The 17,179-nt window shown below is 75.0% G+C and carries 15 protein-coding genes; 11 read left to right on the forward strand and 4 right to left on the reverse strand.

Features of this window, described 5'->3' with window-relative positions:
• Positions 1 to 180 precede the first annotated feature (180 nt).
• On the forward strand, positions 181 to 1,383 hold the full coding sequence (locus ACFYSC_RS03645; RefSeq protein WP_389956029.1) for an FAD-dependent monooxygenase: 1,203 nt from the start codon (positions 181 to 183) through the stop codon (positions 1,381 to 1,383).
• Between the two features lie 91 nt (positions 1,384 to 1,474).
• A complete protein-coding gene (locus ACFYSC_RS03650) occupies positions 1,475 to 2,320 on the forward strand; it encodes a DMT family transporter (protein WP_389956032.1) in 846 nt (281 codons plus the stop codon).
• 128 nt (positions 2,321 to 2,448) lie between these two features.
• Here the strand turns inward: ACFYSC_RS03650 and ACFYSC_RS03655 are convergent, their stop codons facing one another.
• Positions 2,449 to 3,678 (reverse strand): hypothetical protein, encoded by a 1,230-nt coding sequence (locus tag ACFYSC_RS03655; RefSeq protein ID WP_389956034.1) that lies wholly within the window; start codon positions 3,676 to 3,678, stop codon positions 2,449 to 2,451.
• 140 nt (positions 3,679 to 3,818) lie between these two features.
• Between ACFYSC_RS03655 and ACFYSC_RS03660 the strand changes: the two genes are divergently transcribed.
• The 7 genes from ACFYSC_RS03660 (at position 3,819) to hpnH (ending at position 12,081) form a co-directional block, all read left to right on the forward strand.
• Entirely contained in the window at positions 3,819 to 4,718 is a 900-nt protein-coding gene (locus tag ACFYSC_RS03660) for a polysaccharide deacetylase family protein (protein WP_389956037.1), read from the forward strand.
• A gap of 154 nt (positions 4,719 to 4,872) precedes the next feature.
• Positions 4,873 to 5,742, forward strand: a complete 870-nt coding sequence (hpnC, locus tag ACFYSC_RS03665; protein ID WP_389956039.1) for a squalene synthase HpnC — start codon at positions 4,873 to 4,875, stop codon at positions 5,740 to 5,742.
• Positions 5,729 to 6,616: a squalene/phytoene synthase family protein gene (locus ACFYSC_RS03670; protein WP_389956042.1), complete on the forward strand. Its 888-nt coding sequence runs from the start codon at positions 5,729 to 5,731 to the stop codon at positions 6,614 to 6,616. Before hpnC ends, ACFYSC_RS03670 begins: the two co-directional genes overlap by 14 nt.
• Entirely contained in the window at positions 6,613 to 8,097 is a 1,485-nt protein-coding gene (hpnE, locus tag ACFYSC_RS03675) for a hydroxysqualene dehydroxylase HpnE (protein ID WP_389956045.1), read from the forward strand. Before ACFYSC_RS03670 ends, hpnE begins: the two co-directional genes overlap by 4 nt.
• Complete coding sequence (shc, locus tag ACFYSC_RS03680) at positions 8,094 to 10,313, forward strand: squalene--hopene cyclase (protein WP_389956048.1); 2,220 nt, start codon at positions 8,094 to 8,096, stop codon at positions 10,311 to 10,313. Before hpnE ends, shc begins: the two co-directional genes overlap by 4 nt.
• On the forward strand, positions 10,310 to 11,071 hold the full coding sequence (locus ACFYSC_RS03685) for a hypothetical protein (RefSeq protein WP_389956051.1): 762 nt from the start codon (positions 10,310 to 10,312) through the stop codon (positions 11,069 to 11,071). The genes shc and ACFYSC_RS03685 overlap by 4 nt, the downstream gene beginning before the upstream one ends.
• Positions 11,072 to 11,076: 5 nt before the next feature.
• Entirely contained in the window at positions 11,077 to 12,081 is a 1,005-nt protein-coding gene (gene hpnH, locus ACFYSC_RS03690) for an adenosyl-hopene transferase HpnH (protein WP_389956054.1), read from the forward strand.
• Between the two features lie 69 nt (positions 12,082 to 12,150).
• On the opposite strand, the gene ACFYSC_RS03695 is transcribed toward hpnH, so the two are convergent.
• Positions 12,151 to 12,885, reverse strand: a complete 735-nt coding sequence (locus tag ACFYSC_RS03695) for an SDR family NAD(P)-dependent oxidoreductase (protein WP_389956057.1) — start codon at positions 12,883 to 12,885, stop codon at positions 12,151 to 12,153.
• A 272-nt stretch (positions 12,886 to 13,157) separates the two neighbouring features.
• Between ACFYSC_RS03695 and ACFYSC_RS03700 the strand changes: the two genes are divergently transcribed.
• Positions 13,158 to 14,465, forward strand: a complete 1,308-nt coding sequence (locus ACFYSC_RS03700; RefSeq protein WP_389956059.1) for a DUF2252 domain-containing protein — start codon at positions 13,158 to 13,160, stop codon at positions 14,463 to 14,465.
• Positions 14,466 to 14,606: 141 nt separating this feature from the next.
• On the opposite strand, the gene ACFYSC_RS03705 is transcribed toward ACFYSC_RS03700, so the two are convergent.
• Positions 14,607 to 15,254, reverse strand: coding sequence for a VC0807 family protein (locus ACFYSC_RS03705; RefSeq protein WP_389956061.1), 648 nt, complete (start codon positions 15,252 to 15,254; stop codon positions 14,607 to 14,609).
• Positions 15,251 to 16,489, reverse strand: coding sequence for an alpha/beta hydrolase (locus tag ACFYSC_RS03710; RefSeq protein ID WP_389956063.1), 1,239 nt, complete (start codon positions 16,487 to 16,489; stop codon positions 15,251 to 15,253). Before ACFYSC_RS03710 ends, ACFYSC_RS03705 begins: the two co-directional genes overlap by 4 nt.
• Before the next feature lie 89 nt (positions 16,490 to 16,578).
• Between ACFYSC_RS03710 and ACFYSC_RS03715 the strand changes: the two genes are divergently transcribed.
• Entirely contained in the window at positions 16,579 to 17,175 is a 597-nt protein-coding gene (locus ACFYSC_RS03715; protein WP_389956066.1) for a TetR-like C-terminal domain-containing protein, read from the forward strand.
• Positions 17,176 to 17,179 lie beyond the last annotated feature (4 nt).

The raw sequence follows: 17,179 nt of genomic DNA on the forward strand, positions 1-17,179 counted from the left end.
CGGGAGCGCGGGACGCGCCGGAACGGCGGGCGGACGACGGGCATCGACGGGTGACGGGTGAGGACCGGCGGCGGGCGCTGTGAGTCTGCGGGAGCCCCGGTGAGCGGCCGGTGAGGCGCGGCGGGAGGCGGTGAGGCGGAGGTGAGGGCGCGGTGAGCGCCCCCGGACAGGCTTGCCGTCATGAACACCACTTCGCGGCTCAAGAACAAGAACGTCCTGATCTCCGGCGCGAGCGTCGCCGGCCCCGCGCTCGCCTACTGGCTGCGCCGCCACGGCTTCACCCCCACCGTGGTGGAGCGGGCGCCCGCGCCGCGCGACGGCGGCTACGCGGTCGACTTCCGCGGCCGGGCCCACCTGACCGTCCTTGAGCGGATGGGCATCCTGGACGACGTCCAGCGCGCCCGGACGGGCATGGGCGCGATGTGGCACGTCGACGAGTCCGGGAAGAAGCTGGTCTCCATGCCCGCCGACCTCTTCAGCGGCGACATCGAGATCCTCCGCGGAGACCTGGCCCGCATCCTGTACGAGGCCACCGCCGGCGACGTCGAGTACGTCTTCGGCGACTCCATCGCCTCCATGACCGAGGACGACCACGGCGTCGAGGTCACCTTCGAGCGGGGCGCGCCCCGCAGGTTCGACCTGGTCGTGGGCGCCGACGGCCTGCACTCGACGGTCCGCTCGCTGGTCTTCGGCCCGGAGGCGCGGTACGTGAAGGACCTGGGGCTGCACTGCGCGGTCTTCACCACCGGGAACTTCCTCGGTCTCGACCGCACCGGGCACATGTACAACACCCCCGGCAGGCTCGTCGGCCTCTACAGCGCCCGGAACAACACCGAGGCCAAGGCCATGTTCTACTTCGGCTCGCCGGAAGCGCCCTATGACCGCCACGACACCGGGCAGCAGAAGAAGATCCTCGCCGAGACGTTCGCCGGGGTCGGCTGGGAGACCCCGCGGCTGCTGGAGGCGATGTGGGACGCGCCCGACTTCTACTTCGACTCCATCAGCCAGGTCCGGATGGACCGCTGGTCGCGGGGCCGGGCCGTGCTGCTCGGCGACGCCGCCGCCTGCCCCTCGCCGCTGTCGGGCATGGGCACCGGCCTGGCCATGGTCGGGGCGTACGTCCTGGCCGGGGAGCTGGCGGCGGCCGGCGGCGACCACCGTACGGCGTTCGCCCGCTACGAGGAGGAGATGCGCGGCTACGCCGACGGCTGCCAGAAGGGGGCCGAGGGGACCGCGAAGGCGATGGTCCCGGAGAACCGCTTCGTCGCCTGGTTCATGAGCCAGAACTACCGGCTGCTGCCGTACGTGCCGTGGAAGGGGATGATCGCCAGGGGCGCCCGCAGGACGGCCGAGGCGATCACCCTGAAGAACTACTTTCTGTGACCAAGCATCACCCTGGGTACCAAATCATCATGGAACGAACGGCGCAGCCCGGTGGTCCCGGTCGCCGCGCGGCCGGAGGCCGGAGCGCGGGATGCCGGTGATCGCGGTCGTCCTGGCCCTGTGCGCCGCCGCGTGCAACGCCGCCGCGTCGGTGCTGCAGCGGCAGGCGGCGCGCGCCCTCCCGGAGAACGGGGTGTCCGGCCTGGCGCTGGCCTGGAGACTGGTGCGGACCCCGGTGTGGCTGGGCGGCATCGGCGCGCTCATCGGAGGCTTCCTCTTCCAGGCCTCCGCGCTGGACAACGGCGGTCTCACACTCGTGCAGCCCCTCCTCATCACCGAACTGCCCTTCACGATCGCCCTCGCGGCGAAGGTCTTCGACATGAGGCCGGACCTGGGGACATGGCTGGCCATCGGCTCCCTGACCGGGGGGCTCGCCCTCCTGCTGGCGGCCGCGGCCCCGTCGCCCGGCCTGAGGTATCCCGACCCGGCCGACTGGCTGGTCACCGTGGTGGCGACGGTCCTCACGACGGGGGCCCTCCTCGCGGCGGCGAGGGTCTCCCGCGGGCGGCTCCGCGCGGCCCTGCTCGGCACGGCCTCCGCGCTGGGGTTCGCCTTCACCGCCACGCTGATGAAGGAGAGCACCCACGTCTTCTCCAGGGAGGGGGCGGGGGTGCTGACCACCTGGCCGCCGTACGCCATGGCCGGGGCCGGCCTGGTCAGCGTGGTGCTCCTGCAGCAGGCGCTGCGCAGCGGAACCCTGGTGGTCGTGCAGCCCGCGCTCAGCGTCGTCGATCCCGTGATCAGCATCGTGTACGGCGTCGCGCTGTTCGACGAGGCGATCCGGCTGGGCCCGTGGGTCGTGGCGGAGCTGGCCGGTCTGGGACTGATCCTCTACGGCACCGTACGGCTGGCCCGTTCCCGGTTCATCCAGGGCTGAGCCGTACGCCGGCGACCGGCCCTCCGGCATCGGTGAACGACGGCCGGTGAACGACGGCCGCGGCCGGTCACCGGACACCGGTTCTCCGGGACCGAGCCGGACGCGCGCTCCCCAGGGCGGCGCGCCGGTCAGCGTCCCGGGCCGAGGGGGTCCGCGAGGCCGAAGAACGACTCGGCGGACGGCGCGGCGAACAGCGCCGCCGCCCGGACCACCCGGCGGTCGCGTTCCCCGTCGGACGCCAGCCGGTCCAGCGCGGCCGGCAGCTCCCCGGGGCCGGGGACGTGCACGCTCAGCCCGGCCCTCGCCATGGCCAGGACGCCGTCCCTGCCGTGGCCGGGGATCGGCCGGCAGGAGACGACCGGCACCCCCGCCGCCATCGCCTCCCGGCACGTCAGGCCCGCCGCGTTGTCCACCAGCGCGTAGGCGGCGGCCATCAGCCCCGGCATGTCGTCGCACCAGCCGAGGGCGATCCCGGTGCGCGCCAGGCGGCGGCGCAGCTCCCGGTTGCGCCCGCACAGCACGACGGGCACGTACCGTCCCGAACCCGCCAGGACGCGGGCCGTCTCCTCGACCTCCCCCACGCCCCACGAGCCCGCCGAGACGAGGACCAGCCGCTCCCCCGCCGGCACGCCCGGCGGGAGCCGCACCGTACCGGGACCGGGGCCGGGGCCGGAACCGGGACCGGGGCCGGAACCGGTGTCCGGAGCGGAGCCTGCGTCAGGGCCCGAGCCGGAACCCGGGCCGGCGCCGGGGCGGTGGAACTCCGGGCGCACCACGGGAGCGTGGCAGGCGGCCGGGCGGCCGGTCGCGGCCCGTACGGCGCGCGCGGTCGCCGGATCCGGGCACAGGTAGCGGTCGTTGCCCGGATGCAGCCAGAGGCGGTGCACCGCGAAGTCGGTCAGCAGGACCGTGCTGGGCGCCCGCAGGAGGCCGCGCCTCCGCAGGTGACCGGCCGCCTGCGCGGCCAGGTGGAAGGTCGAGACGACCTCGGACGGCGGCCTGCGGCGTACCAGCCGGCGCAGCCCGGCCGCGGCCAGGAGCGTCAGCGGCGACACCGGGACCGTCCCGTTCCGTACGGACACCCCGCCCGCCACGGGTGTCCCGTTCCGTGCGGGCCTCCGGCCGGGCGCGAAGAAGACCCGGTAGATCAGCGCGTACATCCAGGGGGCCGAGCGCATCATCCAGCCGTACCAGCGGCGCATCCCCTCCCCCAGCCGCAGCGGCAGCAGTTCCAGCACGTCGGCCACCTCGGCGGAGACGCCCCCGGCTTCCAGCCTCCTGGCCAGCTCGGCGGCGACCGCGTCGTGCCCGGCGCCCATGCCGGCGCTGAGGATCAGCACCGTGCGCCGCGTTGGCATCGCGCCTCCTCTCGCGCAGACTCGGAGGGGTGAGACGTTCCGCGCCGCTCCCGGCCGGCTCCGGCGAACCGGGTCGCGGGAAGACGGGCTCGGGGAGGACGGGCCTCAGGAAGACGGGTCTCGGGAAGGCGGGCTCGGGGATGACGGGCTTGGGTAAGGCGGGCCGTGCCACGCCGGCCTCGCGTGTGCCCGAAGCGCCGGGCCGGGCCGCGCTGGCGGTCGCGGGCCTGGCACTGCTCCACGTGGGACCGGCGGCGACCTGGCTGTCCGCCGTACGGCGTCTGCTGCCGGGGCTGGCCGGGGTGGGGACGCCCGGCCACGTCGCCCTGACCTTCGACGACGGGCCCGACCCGCACTCCACCCCGCGTTTCCTCGACGAGCTGGCGCGGCTCGGCTGCCGGGCCACCTTCTTCATGCTCGGCGAGATGCTCGAACGCCATCCCGGGCTGGGCCGGCGCGTCGCCGCCGACGGCCACGAGATCGCGGTGCACGGCTGGCACCACGGCAACGCCCTCGTCACCCCGCCGGGCCGGACCGCGGCCGGGATCGGCAGGACGGCCCGGCTGGTGGCGGACGTCACCGGCGTCCGCCCCGCCTGGTACCGGCCGCCCTACGGCGTGCTCAGCGCCGAGGCCCTGGTCGCCGCGCGGGCGCTGGGCCTGCACCCCGTGCTGTGGACCGCCTGGGGCCGCGACTGGACCCGGTCGGCGACGCCGTCCTCCGTGCTGGCGGCCCTGGCCCCCGGCCTGCGCGGCGGGGCCACGCTCCTGCTGCACGACTCCGACCGCACCTCCGCCCCCGGCTCCTGGCACTCGGGGCTCGGCGCCCTGCCGGAGCTGGTGGGACGCTGCCGTTCCGCGGGGCTGCGGGTCGGGCCGCTGAGGGACCACGGCGTCAGCGGTTCCGGCGGCGCCGGCCGCCGCCGTCCGGTCCTCCATGACGCCTCCGAGACCACCGTGCCGGGAGACGCGGTTCACGCCGGCGACACGGACGGCGCGGACGCGGAAAACACCCCGGACTTCCTGGAACGACTTTCATGACAATCCACCAACTATCACTCCGAAGGAAAAGCCCTGCGCTTTCCAATGACTAGGTAAGGGCAAAACATCAAACGCTCTCCCACCTCATTTCCGGTAAACATCAATGGCCCGAAAGCCCATGTTTGCCCTGCACGACGGGGGACATCCTCTGTTCATGCATTCGGGGGAGGGCGATGCGGCGGGCATCACGCCCAAAACGCACGGGGAGAATTTCCCGGTGGCCGCGCTGGTACTGCCGCGCGATATCCGCCGCCACCTCCTCTCGGTGTACGGCTTCGCGCGGTTCGTTGACGACGCCGGTGACGAGGGCCGCGTCCGCGACCCGCTGCGGCTGCTCGACGAGGTCGACGCCGACCTCGGCCTCCTGTACGCCGGACGGCTCCCCCGCCTGCCGGTCGTCCGCACCCTGGCGCCGCTCGTCGAGGCCCGCGCCGTCCCGGCCGAACCGTTCCACCGGCTGGTCGAGGCCAACCGGCGCGACCAGACCGTCGGCCGGTACGGCACGTTCAAGGACCTGCTGGCCTACTGCGAACTGTCGGCGAACCCCGTCGGCCACATCGTGCTGCACGTCTTCGGCCTGGCGACCGCAGGCCGGATGGCCCTGTCCGACCGCGTCTGCACGGCGCTGCAGATCGTCGAGCACTGCCAGGACGTGGGCGAGGACCACGCGCGGGGCCGCGTCTACCTCCCGGAGGAGGACCTGCGCCGCTTCGGCTGCGCCGAGCACGACCTCGCCGGGGAGACCACCCCGCCGAGGCTGCGCGGCGTCGTCGCCCTCCAGACGACGCGGGCCGAACGGCTGCTCGACGAGGGGGAGCCGCTCGTCGCCTCGGTGGGAGGCGCCGCCCGCGTCGCCGTGGCGGGCTACGTCGCGGGCGGCAGGGCCACCGTCGCGGCGCTGAGACGGGCCGGTCACGACGTCGTCGGGCGGGCGGTGCGCCCGCGCCGCGTCCGGATCCTCTCGGCGTGGACGGGCATCCTGGCACGAGGCATGCGAGGGGGGAACGGCCGTGGACGTCCCTGACGCCTACCGGCACTGCGAGCGGGTCGTCGGCCGGGAGGCGCGCAACTTCCTCTACGGCATGCGGCTGCTGCCGCCGCCCAAGCGTCACGCGCTCAGCGCCGTCTACGCGTTCGCCCGCCGGATCGACGACATCGCCGACGGGGACGAGCCGGCCGGGCGTCGTCTCGCGCGGCTGCGGGAGGCGCGGTCGGCCCTGGACGCGGTGCGCTCCGCGTCCGGCTGGCCTCCGCCCGGTCCCGAGGACCCGGTCCTGGTCGCGCTGCGCCACGCCTCGCTGCACCACCCCATCCCCCTGCGGGCTTTCGGGGAGCTGATCGACGGGTGCGCCGCGGACGTGCGGGGGACGCGCTACGCGCGGTTCGAGGAACTGCTGACGTACTGCCGGTGCGTCGCCGGGTCGATCGGGCGGCTGTCGCTCGGCGTCTTCGGCGTCCAGGACGGCCGGGACCTCCGTGAGGCCGAGCCGCTGGCCGACGCGCTGGGGGTGGCGCTGCAGATCACGAACATCCTCAGGGACGTGCGCGAGGACCGGCTGGCCGGGCGGATCTATCTTCCCGCCGAGGACCTCGACCGGTTCGGGTGCACCCTGGACGTCGACTCCTCCGGCGGGCTCACCGACCCGCCGGACCGGCTCGCCGCGCTGGTGCGCTTCGAGGCCGACCGGGCCCGCTCCTGGTTCGCCGAGGGCATGCGCCTGCTGGCCGTACTGGACGGGCGCAGCGCGGCGTGCACGGCGGCGATGGCCGGCATCTACCGGTGCCTGCTCGGCCGGATCGCGGCGGACCCCGCCGGGGCGCTGGCCGCGCGGCTGTCACTGCCTCCCTGGCGGAAGGCGATGGTCGCGGCGGGCGCGCTCGCGGGGACGGTCCGGTGAGCGGCGGTACGGCGCCCGGCGGTCCCGCCGGAAACGGCACGGGCGGTCCCGAAGGAGACGCCCCGGACGGCCCGGACGGCCCGGCGTGGGGCCCTCCGGCGGCGAGCGGTCCGGTGAGCGGCGGCGCCCCCGTCGTGGTCGTCGGCGGCGGCCTGGCGGGCATCGCCGCCGCCGTCGCGCTCGGAGAGGCCGGCCACCGCGTGACCCTGTTCGAGTCCCGGCCGAGGCTGGGCGGCGCGACCTGCTCCTTCACCCGCGGCGATCTGACGGTCGACAACGGCCAGCACGTGTTCCTGCGCTGCTGCACGGCCTACCGGGGTCTGCTCGAGCGGCTCGGCGGCGCCGGGCTGGTGCACCTGCAGGACCGGTTCGACGTGCCGGTGCTCACCCCCTGGGGGCGGTCCGGGCGGCTGCGGCGCGCGGCCCTGCCGGGGCCGTTCCACCTGCTGCCCGCGCTGGCGCGGTACCGGTTGCTGGGACCGGCCGACCGGCTGCGCGCGATGCGGGCCTCGCTGGCCCTGCGCCGGCTCGACCCGGCCGACCCCGCGATGGACCGGACCGACCTCGGGAGCTGGCTGGCCGCCCACGGGCAGAGCGACGCCGCGCGGCGGGCGCTGTGGGAGCTGTTCGCGATGGCGGCGCTGAACGCCGCCGTCGAGGACGTGGCCCTGGGGCCGGCCGCGATGGTCTTCAGGACGGCGCTGTTCGGCCGGGCGGACGCGGCCGACATCGGGCTGCCCGCCGTACCGCTGGGCGAGTTGCACGGCGCCGCGGCGCGGGCCGCCGTCGAGCGGCTCGGCGGCACGGTGCACCTGTCGTCGAAGGTCACCGCCGTCGGGCCGGGTCCGGCGGTCACCGTGAACGGCGGCCGGGTCGAGGCGTCCGCCGTCATCGTGGCCACGCCGCACGAGCAGGCCGCGGCGCTGCTCCCCGAGGAGGCCGTGCCCGGCGCCCGGCGCTGGAGCGGCCTGGACGCGAGCCCGATCGTCAACGTGCACGTCGTCTACGACCGGCGGGTCACCGAGGCGCCGTTCGCGGCGGTCGTGGGCTCCCCCGTGCAGTGGGTCTTCGACCGGTCGCGGGTGGCGGGGCTGGAACGCGGCCAGTATCTCGCCGTGTCGGTGTCGGCGGCGGACCGCTGGATCGACACGCCCACGGCGCTGCTGCGGGCCGTGTTCGAGCCCGCGCTGGAACGGATCTTCCCCGCCGCCCGGCGGGCCGAGATCGTCGACTTCTTCGTCACCAGGGAGCGGCGCGCCACCTTCCGCCAGCGTCCCGGCAGCGGCGCGCTGCGTCCCGGAGCCGCCACCCGGTGGCCCGGGGTCTTCCTCGCCGGCGCGTGGACCGACACGGGCTGGCCCGACACCATGGAGGCCGCCGTGCGCAGCGGGCTCTGCGCGGCCCGCCTGGCCGGACACCGCCTCGGCGGGCGGGCGGCCCGGCCTCCCCGGACATCCTGCCACCGGGAGACCCTGACATGACCACCGAGACCGCCGGGGACACCGGCGAGGCCACCGGAACCACCGGGACCGCAGGAGCCGCCGGAGCCGTCGACACCGCCGGACCCGCCAGGGCCACCGGGACCGCCGGTAGCGCCGGTAGCGCCGGGACCGTTCCGGCCGTCCCGGCCGCCGGAGCCGCCGTGCCCCTCGCCGCCCCGGTGATCGCCGCGTCCGCCGTGACCGTCGCACCGCCCGGGACACCCGGACCCGCCAGGACGACCGGGACGGCCGGGCGCGCCGCGCTCGCCCTGGACGCGGCGTGCGAGCACCTGCTGGGCCTGCAGTCCCCCGAGGGGTGGTGGAAGGGCGAGCTGCAGACCAACGTGACCATGGACGCCGAGGACCTGCTGCTGCGGGAGTTCCTCGGCATCCGCACCGAGGAGGACACCGCCGCGGCGGCCCGGTGGATCCGCTCCGAGCAGCGCGGCGACGGGACGTGGGCCACCTTCCACGGCGGGCCCGGCGACCTGTCCACCACGGTGGAGGCGTACACGGCGCTGCGCCTCGCCGGTGACCCGCCCGACGCCGCCCACATGCGGGCCGCGGCCGGTTTCGTCCGGGACTCGGGAGGCGTCGAGGCGGCCCGGGTGTTCACCCGGATCTGGCTGGCGCTGTTCGGGCGGTGGCCGTGGGAGCGGCTTCCGGCGCTCCCCCCTGAGATGATCTTCCTGCCGCCGTGGTTCCCGCTCAACGTCTACGACTGGGCCTGCTGGGCCCGGCAGACGGTCGTGCCGCTCACCGTCGTGGCCGCCCACCGGCCGGTCCGGCCGCTCCCGTTCGGCCTGGCCGAGCTGCGCACCGGCCGCGACCCCGGCGGGCGGCCCCGTCCCGGGTGGGAGGCCGCGTTCACCGCGCTCGACCGGGTCCTGCACCGGTACGAGCGGCACCCCGTCCCGGGCCTGCGGCGGGCTGCGCTGCGCCGCGCCGCCGAGTGGATCGTCGCGCGGCAGGAGGCCGACGGGTCGTGGGGCGGCATCCAGCCGCCGTGGGTGTACTCGCTGATGGCCCTTCACCTCCAGGGCTACCACCTCGACCACCCGGTGATGCGCAGGGGCGTGCGGGGACTCGACCGCTTCACGATCAGAGAGGCCGGGACACGCAGGCTGGAGGCGTGCCAGTCCCCGGTGTGGGACACCGTCCTCGCGGTCAACGGCCTGCTGGACGCCGGCCTGCCCGGCGACCACCCGGCCCTGCTCCGGGCGGCCGGATGGGTGCTCGGCGAGGAGATCCGCGGGCCGGGCGACTGGTCGGTGCGGCGGCCGGACCTGCCGCCCGGCGGGTGGGCGTTCGAGTTCGACAACGACGGCTACCCCGACATCGACGACACCGCCGAGGTGATCCTCGCCCTGCGCCGGGTGCGCCACCCGGGGGCACGGCCGGCCGTCGACCGGGCGGTGCGCTGGATGACCGGCATGGCCTCCCGCGACGGCGGCTACGGCGCCTTCGACGCCGACAACACCCGCGTGCTGTGCACGAAGCTGCCGTTCTGCGACTTCGGCGAGGTCATCGACCCGCCGTCCGCCGACGTCACCGCCCACGTCGCCGAGGCACTCGCCCACGAGGCCCCCGGCTCCCTCGCCCTGCGGCGGGCCGTGGTGTGGCTGCTGCGGGCCCAGGAGGCCGACGGGTCGTGGTTCGGCCGCTGGGGCGTCAACCATGTCTACGGCACCGGCGCGGTGGTGCCCGCGCTCGTCGCGGCCGGGGTGCGGCCGGACGGCCCCTGGATCCGGCGGGCCGTCGCCTGGCTGGAGCGCCACCAGAACGCCGACGGCGGCTGGGGCGAGGACCTCCGTTCCTACACCGACCCGTCCTGGATCGGGCGCGGCGCGTCCACGCCCTCGCAGACGGCGTGGGCGCTGCTGGCGCTGCTCGCCGCCGGGGAGCGCTCGCCGGCGGTGGACCGGGGCGTGACGTGGCTGGCCGACCACCAGCGGCCGGACGGCACGTGGGACGAGCCGTACTTCACCGGGACCGGCTTCCCCGGCGACTTCTCCATCAACTACCACCTCTACCGGCTCGTCTTCCCGGTCAGCGCGCTCGGCCGCTACCTGCGGCGGGAGCGGCGCGCGGACGCGGGTGCCGGGCCCTCCCCGGACGGCGCGCGCCGGGAGCGGCGGACCGGCGCCGGAGGCGGGCCCTCCCCGGACGGGGTGGGCGGGCATCGGCGCGCGGGCGGCGGGGAGGATCGGTCGTGATCGCCCTGCTGGTCTGCACCGCCCTGGGGATCGAGGCGCGTGCCGTACGGCACGGCCTGCCGGCCGGGGACGCGCTGGTGCTCCGCACCGGGATGGGGCCGGAGCGGGCCGGGCGGGCGGCGGCGCGGCTCCCGTCCGCGGGCGCGCTGGCCGTGGCCGGCTTCGGCGGCGCCCTCACGGAGGACCTGCGCGCGGGAGACGTGGTGGTCGCGAGTGAGATCCGCTTCGGGGAGCGGGCGCTGCCCTGCCCCTCGGCGTCGTTCCTCGCCGCCGAACTGTCCCGGTACGGCCTGCCGGTGCGGACCGGCCCGCTGGTGACCTGCGACCACGTGGTGACGGGCGCCGGACGGGGGCTGCTCGCCGGGCGGGGGGCGCTGGCCGTCGACATGGAGACCTGGCCGCTCGCGGAGGCCGCGAACGGCCTGCCGTTCGCGGCGCTGCGTGTCATCGCCGACACCGCCGGGGTCCGGTCGCCGTGGGCGGTCCCCGCGTACGGCGTCGTGGCGTACCGGACGCTGCGGCGGATCGGCCCGGCCCTGGCCCGCTGGGCGGCGCACGCCTCCGGCACCGGCCGCCCTTCCGGCACCGGCCACGCGGCGGGCGCCGGCCGCGTCGCGGACGCCCGCCGTACGGAGGGCGCCGGCCACGTGAGGGACACCGGCCACGTCATGGACGCCGGCCGCGGAACAGACCCGGGCGCGGACGACGACTCCGCGCCCCGGGGAGAACATCCGTTTCCGACATCCAGGGAGGGGTGATCCGGATGGCGATGCCAGTGCGCCAGTGCCTGCGAATCGGCGGCTACATCCTCGGTCAGCGGCTTCGCGGGCGGAGGAGGTTCCCGCTCCTGCTGGAGCTGGAACCGCTGTTCGCGTGCAACCTGGCCTGCTCGGGCTGCGGGAAGATCCAGCATCCCGCGGGGGTGCTGAAGCAGCGCATGGACGTCGCGCGGGCCGTGGCGGCCGCCGAGGAGTGCGGCGCGCCCATGGTGTCGATCGCGGGCGGGGAGCCGCTGATGCACCCCCGCATCGGGGAACTCGTCAGGGAGCTGGTCTCCCGGAAGAAGTACGTGTTCCTGTGCACCAACGCGCTGCTGATCCCGCGGAAGATCGACGAGTTCGAGCCCTCGCCGTACTTCGCCTGGACGGTCCACCTGGACGGCCTGCGCGAACGTCACGACGAGTCGGTGTGCAAGGAGGGGGTGTTCGACGCGGCCGTCGCCGCGGTCCGGGAGTGCCGGCGGCGCGGCTTCCGGGTCACCACGAACACCACCTTCTTCAACACCGACAGCCCGCAGACCGTCATCGAGGTGCTCGACTACCTCAACGACGAGCTTCAGGTCGACCAGATGATGATCTCCCCCGGCTACGCGTACGAGAGGGCGCCCGACCAGGACCGCTTCCTCGGCGTGCGGGAGACGCGGGAGCTGTTCCGCAAGGCGTTCTCCGGCGGGAACCGGCGGCGGTGGAGGTTCAACCACACGCCCCTGTTCCTGGACTTCCTGGAGGGCAGGGCCGACTTCCCGTGCACGGCGTGGGCCATCCCGTCCTACTCGGTGTTCGGCTGGCAGCGGCCCTGCTACCTGATGTCCGACGGCTACGCGGCGACCTACCGGGAGCTGGTGGAGGAGACCGACTGGGACTCCTACGGCCGGGGCCGCGACCCCCGGTGCGCCAACTGCATGGCCCACTGCGGGTACGAGCCGACGGCCGTCTTCGCCACGCTGTCCTCCCTGCGGGAGTCGCTGCGCGCGCTGCGCGAGGCCTGAACCGGCCCCGGGACGTCAGCGGGCTTGTCGCCGCACGGGAGGTGGCGCGCACCGCCTCACCGGCGGCGGTCACCGCTGCGCGGACAGTCCGGCGAGCACCCGGAAGGGACCGGGGGCCGCGCCCCGCAGCCGGGCCGGGAAGCGCAGCCAGCCGGGGACGTACGACTCGGTACGGCCGCGCTCGACGGCCGCGACGATCGCCCTGGCGACCCGCTCGGCGGGGATCGGCGCCGGCCACCGGCGGGTGTACGGCGCGCCGCGCCGCTCGAAGAACGGGGTGGCCACCACGCCGGGCAGCACGACCGACACGCCCACCCCGCGCAGCTCGTACCGGAGGCTCTCGGCGAAGCAGAGGAGGCCGGCCTTGGTCGCCGCGTACACCGCCTCCCCCGGCACGCCGACCGCCCCGGCGATCGACGCGACGAAGACGACGTGTCCCCGCCCGCGTTCCACCATGGCGGGCAGCAGCAGGCGGGTCAGCCGGATGGGGGCGGTCAGGTTGCCCGCCACCAGGCGCTCGATGGCGTCGTCCGGCATCGCCTCCAGCGGCCCGGCCCACCCGGCGCCGGCGTTTGCGACCAGGACGTCCACCGGGCCGGCGCGCCGGGCCAGGTCCGCGGCGTCCGTCACGAGGTCGCCGGCCAGCGCCCGCCCGCCGGTCCCGGCGGCGACGGCGTCCAGCCTGGCGGGGTCGCGGCCGGTCAGTACCAGGCGGGCCCCGGCCGCCGCCATGGCCCGCGCGGTCGCGGCCCCGATGCCGGACGACGCGCCGGTGATCAGCACGCGGGCTCCCGCGATCCTCATGGTCACACCATCCCCTCGTCACCGGGGGGAGACCGGAACGACTCCGACGCCGTCTCCGGCGTCGTTCCCCGCGCTGGCCCGCCGCATGCGCGCCGGGCCCTCACCCGGTCCGGCGGGGCTCATCGAGCGTGACGTCGAGCATGACGAGGCCCGCCGGGAACGAGAGGGGACGAGGACGCCGGATCCGGCCGGCCCCGCCGCCGCCCGGTCTCCGGCCGGATCGCGGCACCCCGCCTCGACGGGGTTTCCCGGTTGCCTCTAGCGTGCGGGTCATGACCGACGATGGGCGCTCGGCCCACATCCTCGACGTGCTGGTCACCGAGTTCGGTGACGCCATGGGACGCGACCCCGCCGCCTTCCGGCGCAAGTTCCGGAAGATGGCCGCCACCCCCTTCGCCTTCTACCGCGGCAGCGCGGCCCTGTTCTACGCGGACATGACGGGCGCGTTCGCCGACGACGCGTTCCTCGACGAGCGGACGAGGCGGGTGTGGATCCACGGCGACCTGCACGCCGAGAACTTCGGGACCTACATGAACGCCTCGGGCGTCCTGGTCTTCAACGTCAACGACTTCGACGAGGCGTACGTCGGCCCCTACGTCTGGGACCTCAAGCGGTTCGCGGCCAGCGTCGCGCTCATCGGGTACGCCAAGGCCCTGTCGGACGAGGCGATCACCGGCCTGGTGACCGGTTTCGCCCACGCCTACCTGGCCGAGCTGACCGCCGTCTCCGTGGGCGGGGACGACGCGATCGGCTCGCTGACCCTGGAGACCACCACCGGCGTGCTCCACCGGGTGCTGCAGCTCGCCCGGCTGAACACGCGGGTGGCGCTGCTGGACGCCGAGACCACGGTCGAGGACTTCGACCGCAGGTTCGCCGTGATGGACGGCCGCCGTCCCATCGACGAGGAGACCCGGCAGGCGGTGGAGGCGGCCTTCCGCGAGTACCTCACCACGTTGCCCTCGCAGCCCTCGGTCTCGCCGGTGGAGCACAGGATCAAGGACTTCGCGCTCCGCACGGGCGTCGGCATCGGCTCGGCGGGGCTGCCGTCGTACAACATGCTGCTGGAGGGCCACACCCAGGCCCTGGAGAACGATGTGATCCTCTACATGAAGCAGGCGCAGGTCCCGGCGGTCGCCCGGTACATCGCCGACGAACGGGTGAGCGGCTACTTCAGGGACCAGGGCCACCGTACGGCCGAGTCGCAGCGGGCGCTGCAGGCGTACGCCGACCCCTGGCTCGGCCACACCACGCTGAACGGCGTGGGCCAGCTCGTGGCCGAGGTGTCCCCCTACTCCGCCGACCTCGACTGGGGCGACGTCAACGAGCCCGAGGACCTCGCCTCGGTGATCGGGGACCTGGGCCGGGCGGTGGCCCGCATGCACTCGGTGGCCGACGACGAGTCCAGCCACGACCTGGTCGACTTCTCCACCGAGGACGCGATCGTCGAGGTCATCGGCGGCGACGCCGCCGGTTTCACCGCCATGCTCACCGGCTTCGCGCACGCCTACGGCGCGCGGGCCAGGGCCGACCACCAGCTCTTCGTGGACCTCTTCCGCAACGGCCGTCTTCCCGGCCTCTGACGGGAGCCGCCGGGCCGGTCCCGTCGGCGGCCCGGAATCCGGTGGCCGCCGGCGCGGCAGGCCCGGCCGCCGGGGGGCGGGCCCGTCACCGGCGCCGGTCCGCGTCGAGGGCGGCGCGGCGGACCCGCCGCGCCGCCCGCCTCACGCGCCCGTGGGCTCCCTGCGCCCGTCCCGCTCCCGGAGGGCCGTCGCCAGCCGCTCGCCGCGTCCGCCGTACCAGGCGCTCCAGACGCCGAGCAGCGCGATGGTGGCGATGAGCAGGAGCGACGACAGCCCGGCCATGACGTCGACGGGCAGCAGGTAGACCAGCGGGATCCGGGCGGCCGACTCGGCCAGCAGGACCGCTCCCCAGACGAGCGTCATGACCAGGTAGACCCGGCGGAAGGAGGGCTCGGCGGCGTAGAGGACGTCCCAACGCCGGGCGGTCTCCTCGTCCTCGGCGCCGAAGCGCTTGGCCACGGCGAAGGCTGCCGGACGGCCGGCGACGCAGGTGCCGAGGAAGATGAGCCCGGCGACGCAGGTCGTGAGGGACTTCGTCGCCATCAGCGTCCTCTCGTCGCCGGTGAGGAGGGACAGGGCGATCCCGACGCCGAAGACGACGGTCACGAAAGCGGCGAAGCCATCGAACCTGCGTTCCCGGATCGCGACGTAGCCGACGCGGAGGAACCCGACCGCGGTCGCGGCGAGCATGGCGGCGTACTCGCCGACGCCCACGGCGCGGAGGACGTAGTAGGCGGCGATCACGGGGACGACGTCCCACAGCACCACGCCGACGATCGAACGGTTCATCTCATGCTCCCGAAGGTGGTGTCCAGCCAGTCGCCGATGCGCGCCATGGCGAGCCGCTGCGCCCCTGACTGGCAGTGCGCGTCGGCCCCCTCCTCGGCGGTGAACTCGGCGAAGGTCTTGTCGCAGGTCAGGTGTTCGTACAGTGCCTCGGGCTGGCCGGCGAAGGCGAAGTCCCCCGCGGCCGAGCAGACGAGGGTGGGGCAGGTGATCCGCTCGGCGACGCCGTCACGCAGGTGGTAGTCGAGCAGGGCGGCGGCGTAGCCGCGCGGCGTGGACGCGCCCATGACCCGCATGCCGTGGACGACCACCCACCGGGTGACCGGGTCGGCGGCCATGAGCGCGGCCATGGCGTCGTCCGCCTCGGGCAGGGCGAGAGCGGCCCGCGCGGCCTCCCGGTCGCCGTCGAAGACGGCGGTGACCTTCCAGCCCATGTCGTAGACGCCGTCGAACGCGATCAGCGCGGCGATCCTCGGTTCGAAGGCGGCCGCGCGGGGCGCCAGCAGGCCCCCCATGCTCGCGCCCAGCAGCGCGACACGGCCGGGGTCGGCGATCGCCTCCCCCGCGGGCCGGTCGAGCAGGAAGTCCAGCACGGGTCCGACGACGTTCTCCCAGTCGGGGCGGAAGACGAGGCCCTCGCGACGCATCGGCCCCGGCTGGCCGGGTCCGTCGAAGGTCAGTACGTGGTAGCCGCGCCGGACCATGGCCTCGGCGGCGAAGAAGTGCATCTCCTCGGCGCTTCCGTCGAAGCCGTTGTGCATCACGACGACCGGGCCCGGCCCGTCGCCCGCCCGGTAGAGGTAGCCGGGCAGGGTGGTGCTCCCGTAGGGGATCTCGACGGGACGGATGTCGAGGTCGGACAGCTCGGCGGCGGCCCGGAAGCAGGCGACGGCCTCGTCGTGGGCGGCGTCGGCGCGCGGACCGGCGGAGTCTCCGTGCGGGCCGGCGGTGTCGCCGTGCAGGAAGAACCCGGCCGAGCGGTGGTAGGTGGAGGCACGCAGGAAGGCGTCGTGGGCGCTGACCCGGTGGCCGGCCGCGTGGCTCCGGCGGGCCTCGGCGGCGACCCGGTCGGCCGTCGCCCGCCACGCGTCGTGCCAGCCGTCGCGGTCGCCTTCGGCCACGCGTTCCACGGTGACGGCCACCTCGCCGAAGTCGGCGCCGCCGTAGGCGATGTGGCCCAGGACCCGCAACGTCTCGTACCAGAACGACGGGTCCTTCTCGAAGACCAGTGGACGCACCGGATCCCCTTCACTTAAAGCGAGTTATTTCGCTTTAAGGTAGCGGGAGCGGACTGCTAACGCAATGGGATTCGCGTTAACATTGGGCCATGCCAGAACATCGCCCCGCCCACCGGCCGGGAGGCCGCAGCGCCAAGGTCCGCGCGGCAGTGCACGAGGCCGTCCTCGACCTGCTGCTCGAGAAGGACTGGGATGATCTGTCCGTAACCCAGGTGGCCGAACGGTCCGGCGTCCACCAGGCCACGATCTACCGCCGCTGGGGCACGCTCGGCTCACTGATCGACGACGCGGTGACCGAGCGGCTCACCCGCTCCTCCCCCGTCCCGGACACCGGCACGCTCCGCGGTGACCTGGAGGCGTACGCCACCCGGATGGCGGCCGACCTGGCCGGTCCGCTGGGCCCGGTCTACGTGCGGGCCGCCATGCTCGGCAACCGCGCCGAGGACGCCGGGGAGCCCGACCCCTACCTGCTGGAACGCGCCGTGCAACTCCAGGCGATGCTCGACCGGGCCGCCGCGCGCGGGGAGGACCCACCCGCACTGCTGGAACTGATGGAGGTCGTCCAGGCGCCGCTGTACTTCCACATGATCTTCTTCGGCGGGCCCGCGGACGTGGGGCACGCCGTCGCCCTGGTCGACCGGCTGCTGTCGCTGCCCGGCCGCGGCCCCGGGGCCGCGGCCGGCTGAGACA

Origin of the sequence: Streptosporangium sp. NPDC004379, from assembly GCF_042873875.1 — a bacterium.
In the GTDB taxonomy this organism is placed as follows: Bacteria; Actinomycetota; Actinomycetes; order Streptosporangiales; family Streptosporangiaceae; genus Streptosporangium.

Coding starts and splice junctions, on each gene's coding strand:
- ACFYSC_RS03700 (WP_389956059.1), top strand. CDS start 13,158: ATGACCGACGATGGGCGCTCGGCCCACATCCTCGACGTGCTGGTCACC.
- hpnC (WP_389956039.1), top strand. CDS start 4,873: ATGCATTCGGGGGAGGGCGATGCGGCGGGCATCACGCCCAAAACGCAC.
- ACFYSC_RS03660 (WP_389956037.1), top strand. CDS start 3,819: ATGACGGGCTTGGGTAAGGCGGGCCGTGCCACGCCGGCCTCGCGTGTG.
- ACFYSC_RS03715 (WP_389956066.1), top strand. CDS start 16,579: ATGCCAGAACATCGCCCCGCCCACCGGCCGGGAGGCCGCAGCGCCAAG.
- ACFYSC_RS03695 (WP_389956057.1), bottom strand. CDS start 12,885: ATGAGGATCGCGGGAGCCCGCGTGCTGATCACCGGCGCGTCGTCCGGC.
- ACFYSC_RS03645 (WP_389956029.1), top strand. CDS start 181: ATGAACACCACTTCGCGGCTCAAGAACAAGAACGTCCTGATCTCCGGC.
- ACFYSC_RS03655 (WP_389956034.1), bottom strand. CDS start 3,678: ATGCCAACGCGGCGCACGGTGCTGATCCTCAGCGCCGGCATGGGCGCC.
- hpnH (WP_389956054.1), top strand. CDS start 11,077: ATGGCGATGCCAGTGCGCCAGTGCCTGCGAATCGGCGGCTACATCCTC.
- ACFYSC_RS03650 (WP_389956032.1), top strand. CDS start 1,475: ATGCCGGTGATCGCGGTCGTCCTGGCCCTGTGCGCCGCCGCGTGCAAC.
- ACFYSC_RS03705 (WP_389956061.1), bottom strand. CDS start 15,254: ATGAACCGTTCGATCGTCGGCGTGGTGCTGTGGGACGTCGTCCCCGTG.
- shc (WP_389956048.1), top strand. CDS start 8,094: ATGACCACCGAGACCGCCGGGGACACCGGCGAGGCCACCGGAACCACC.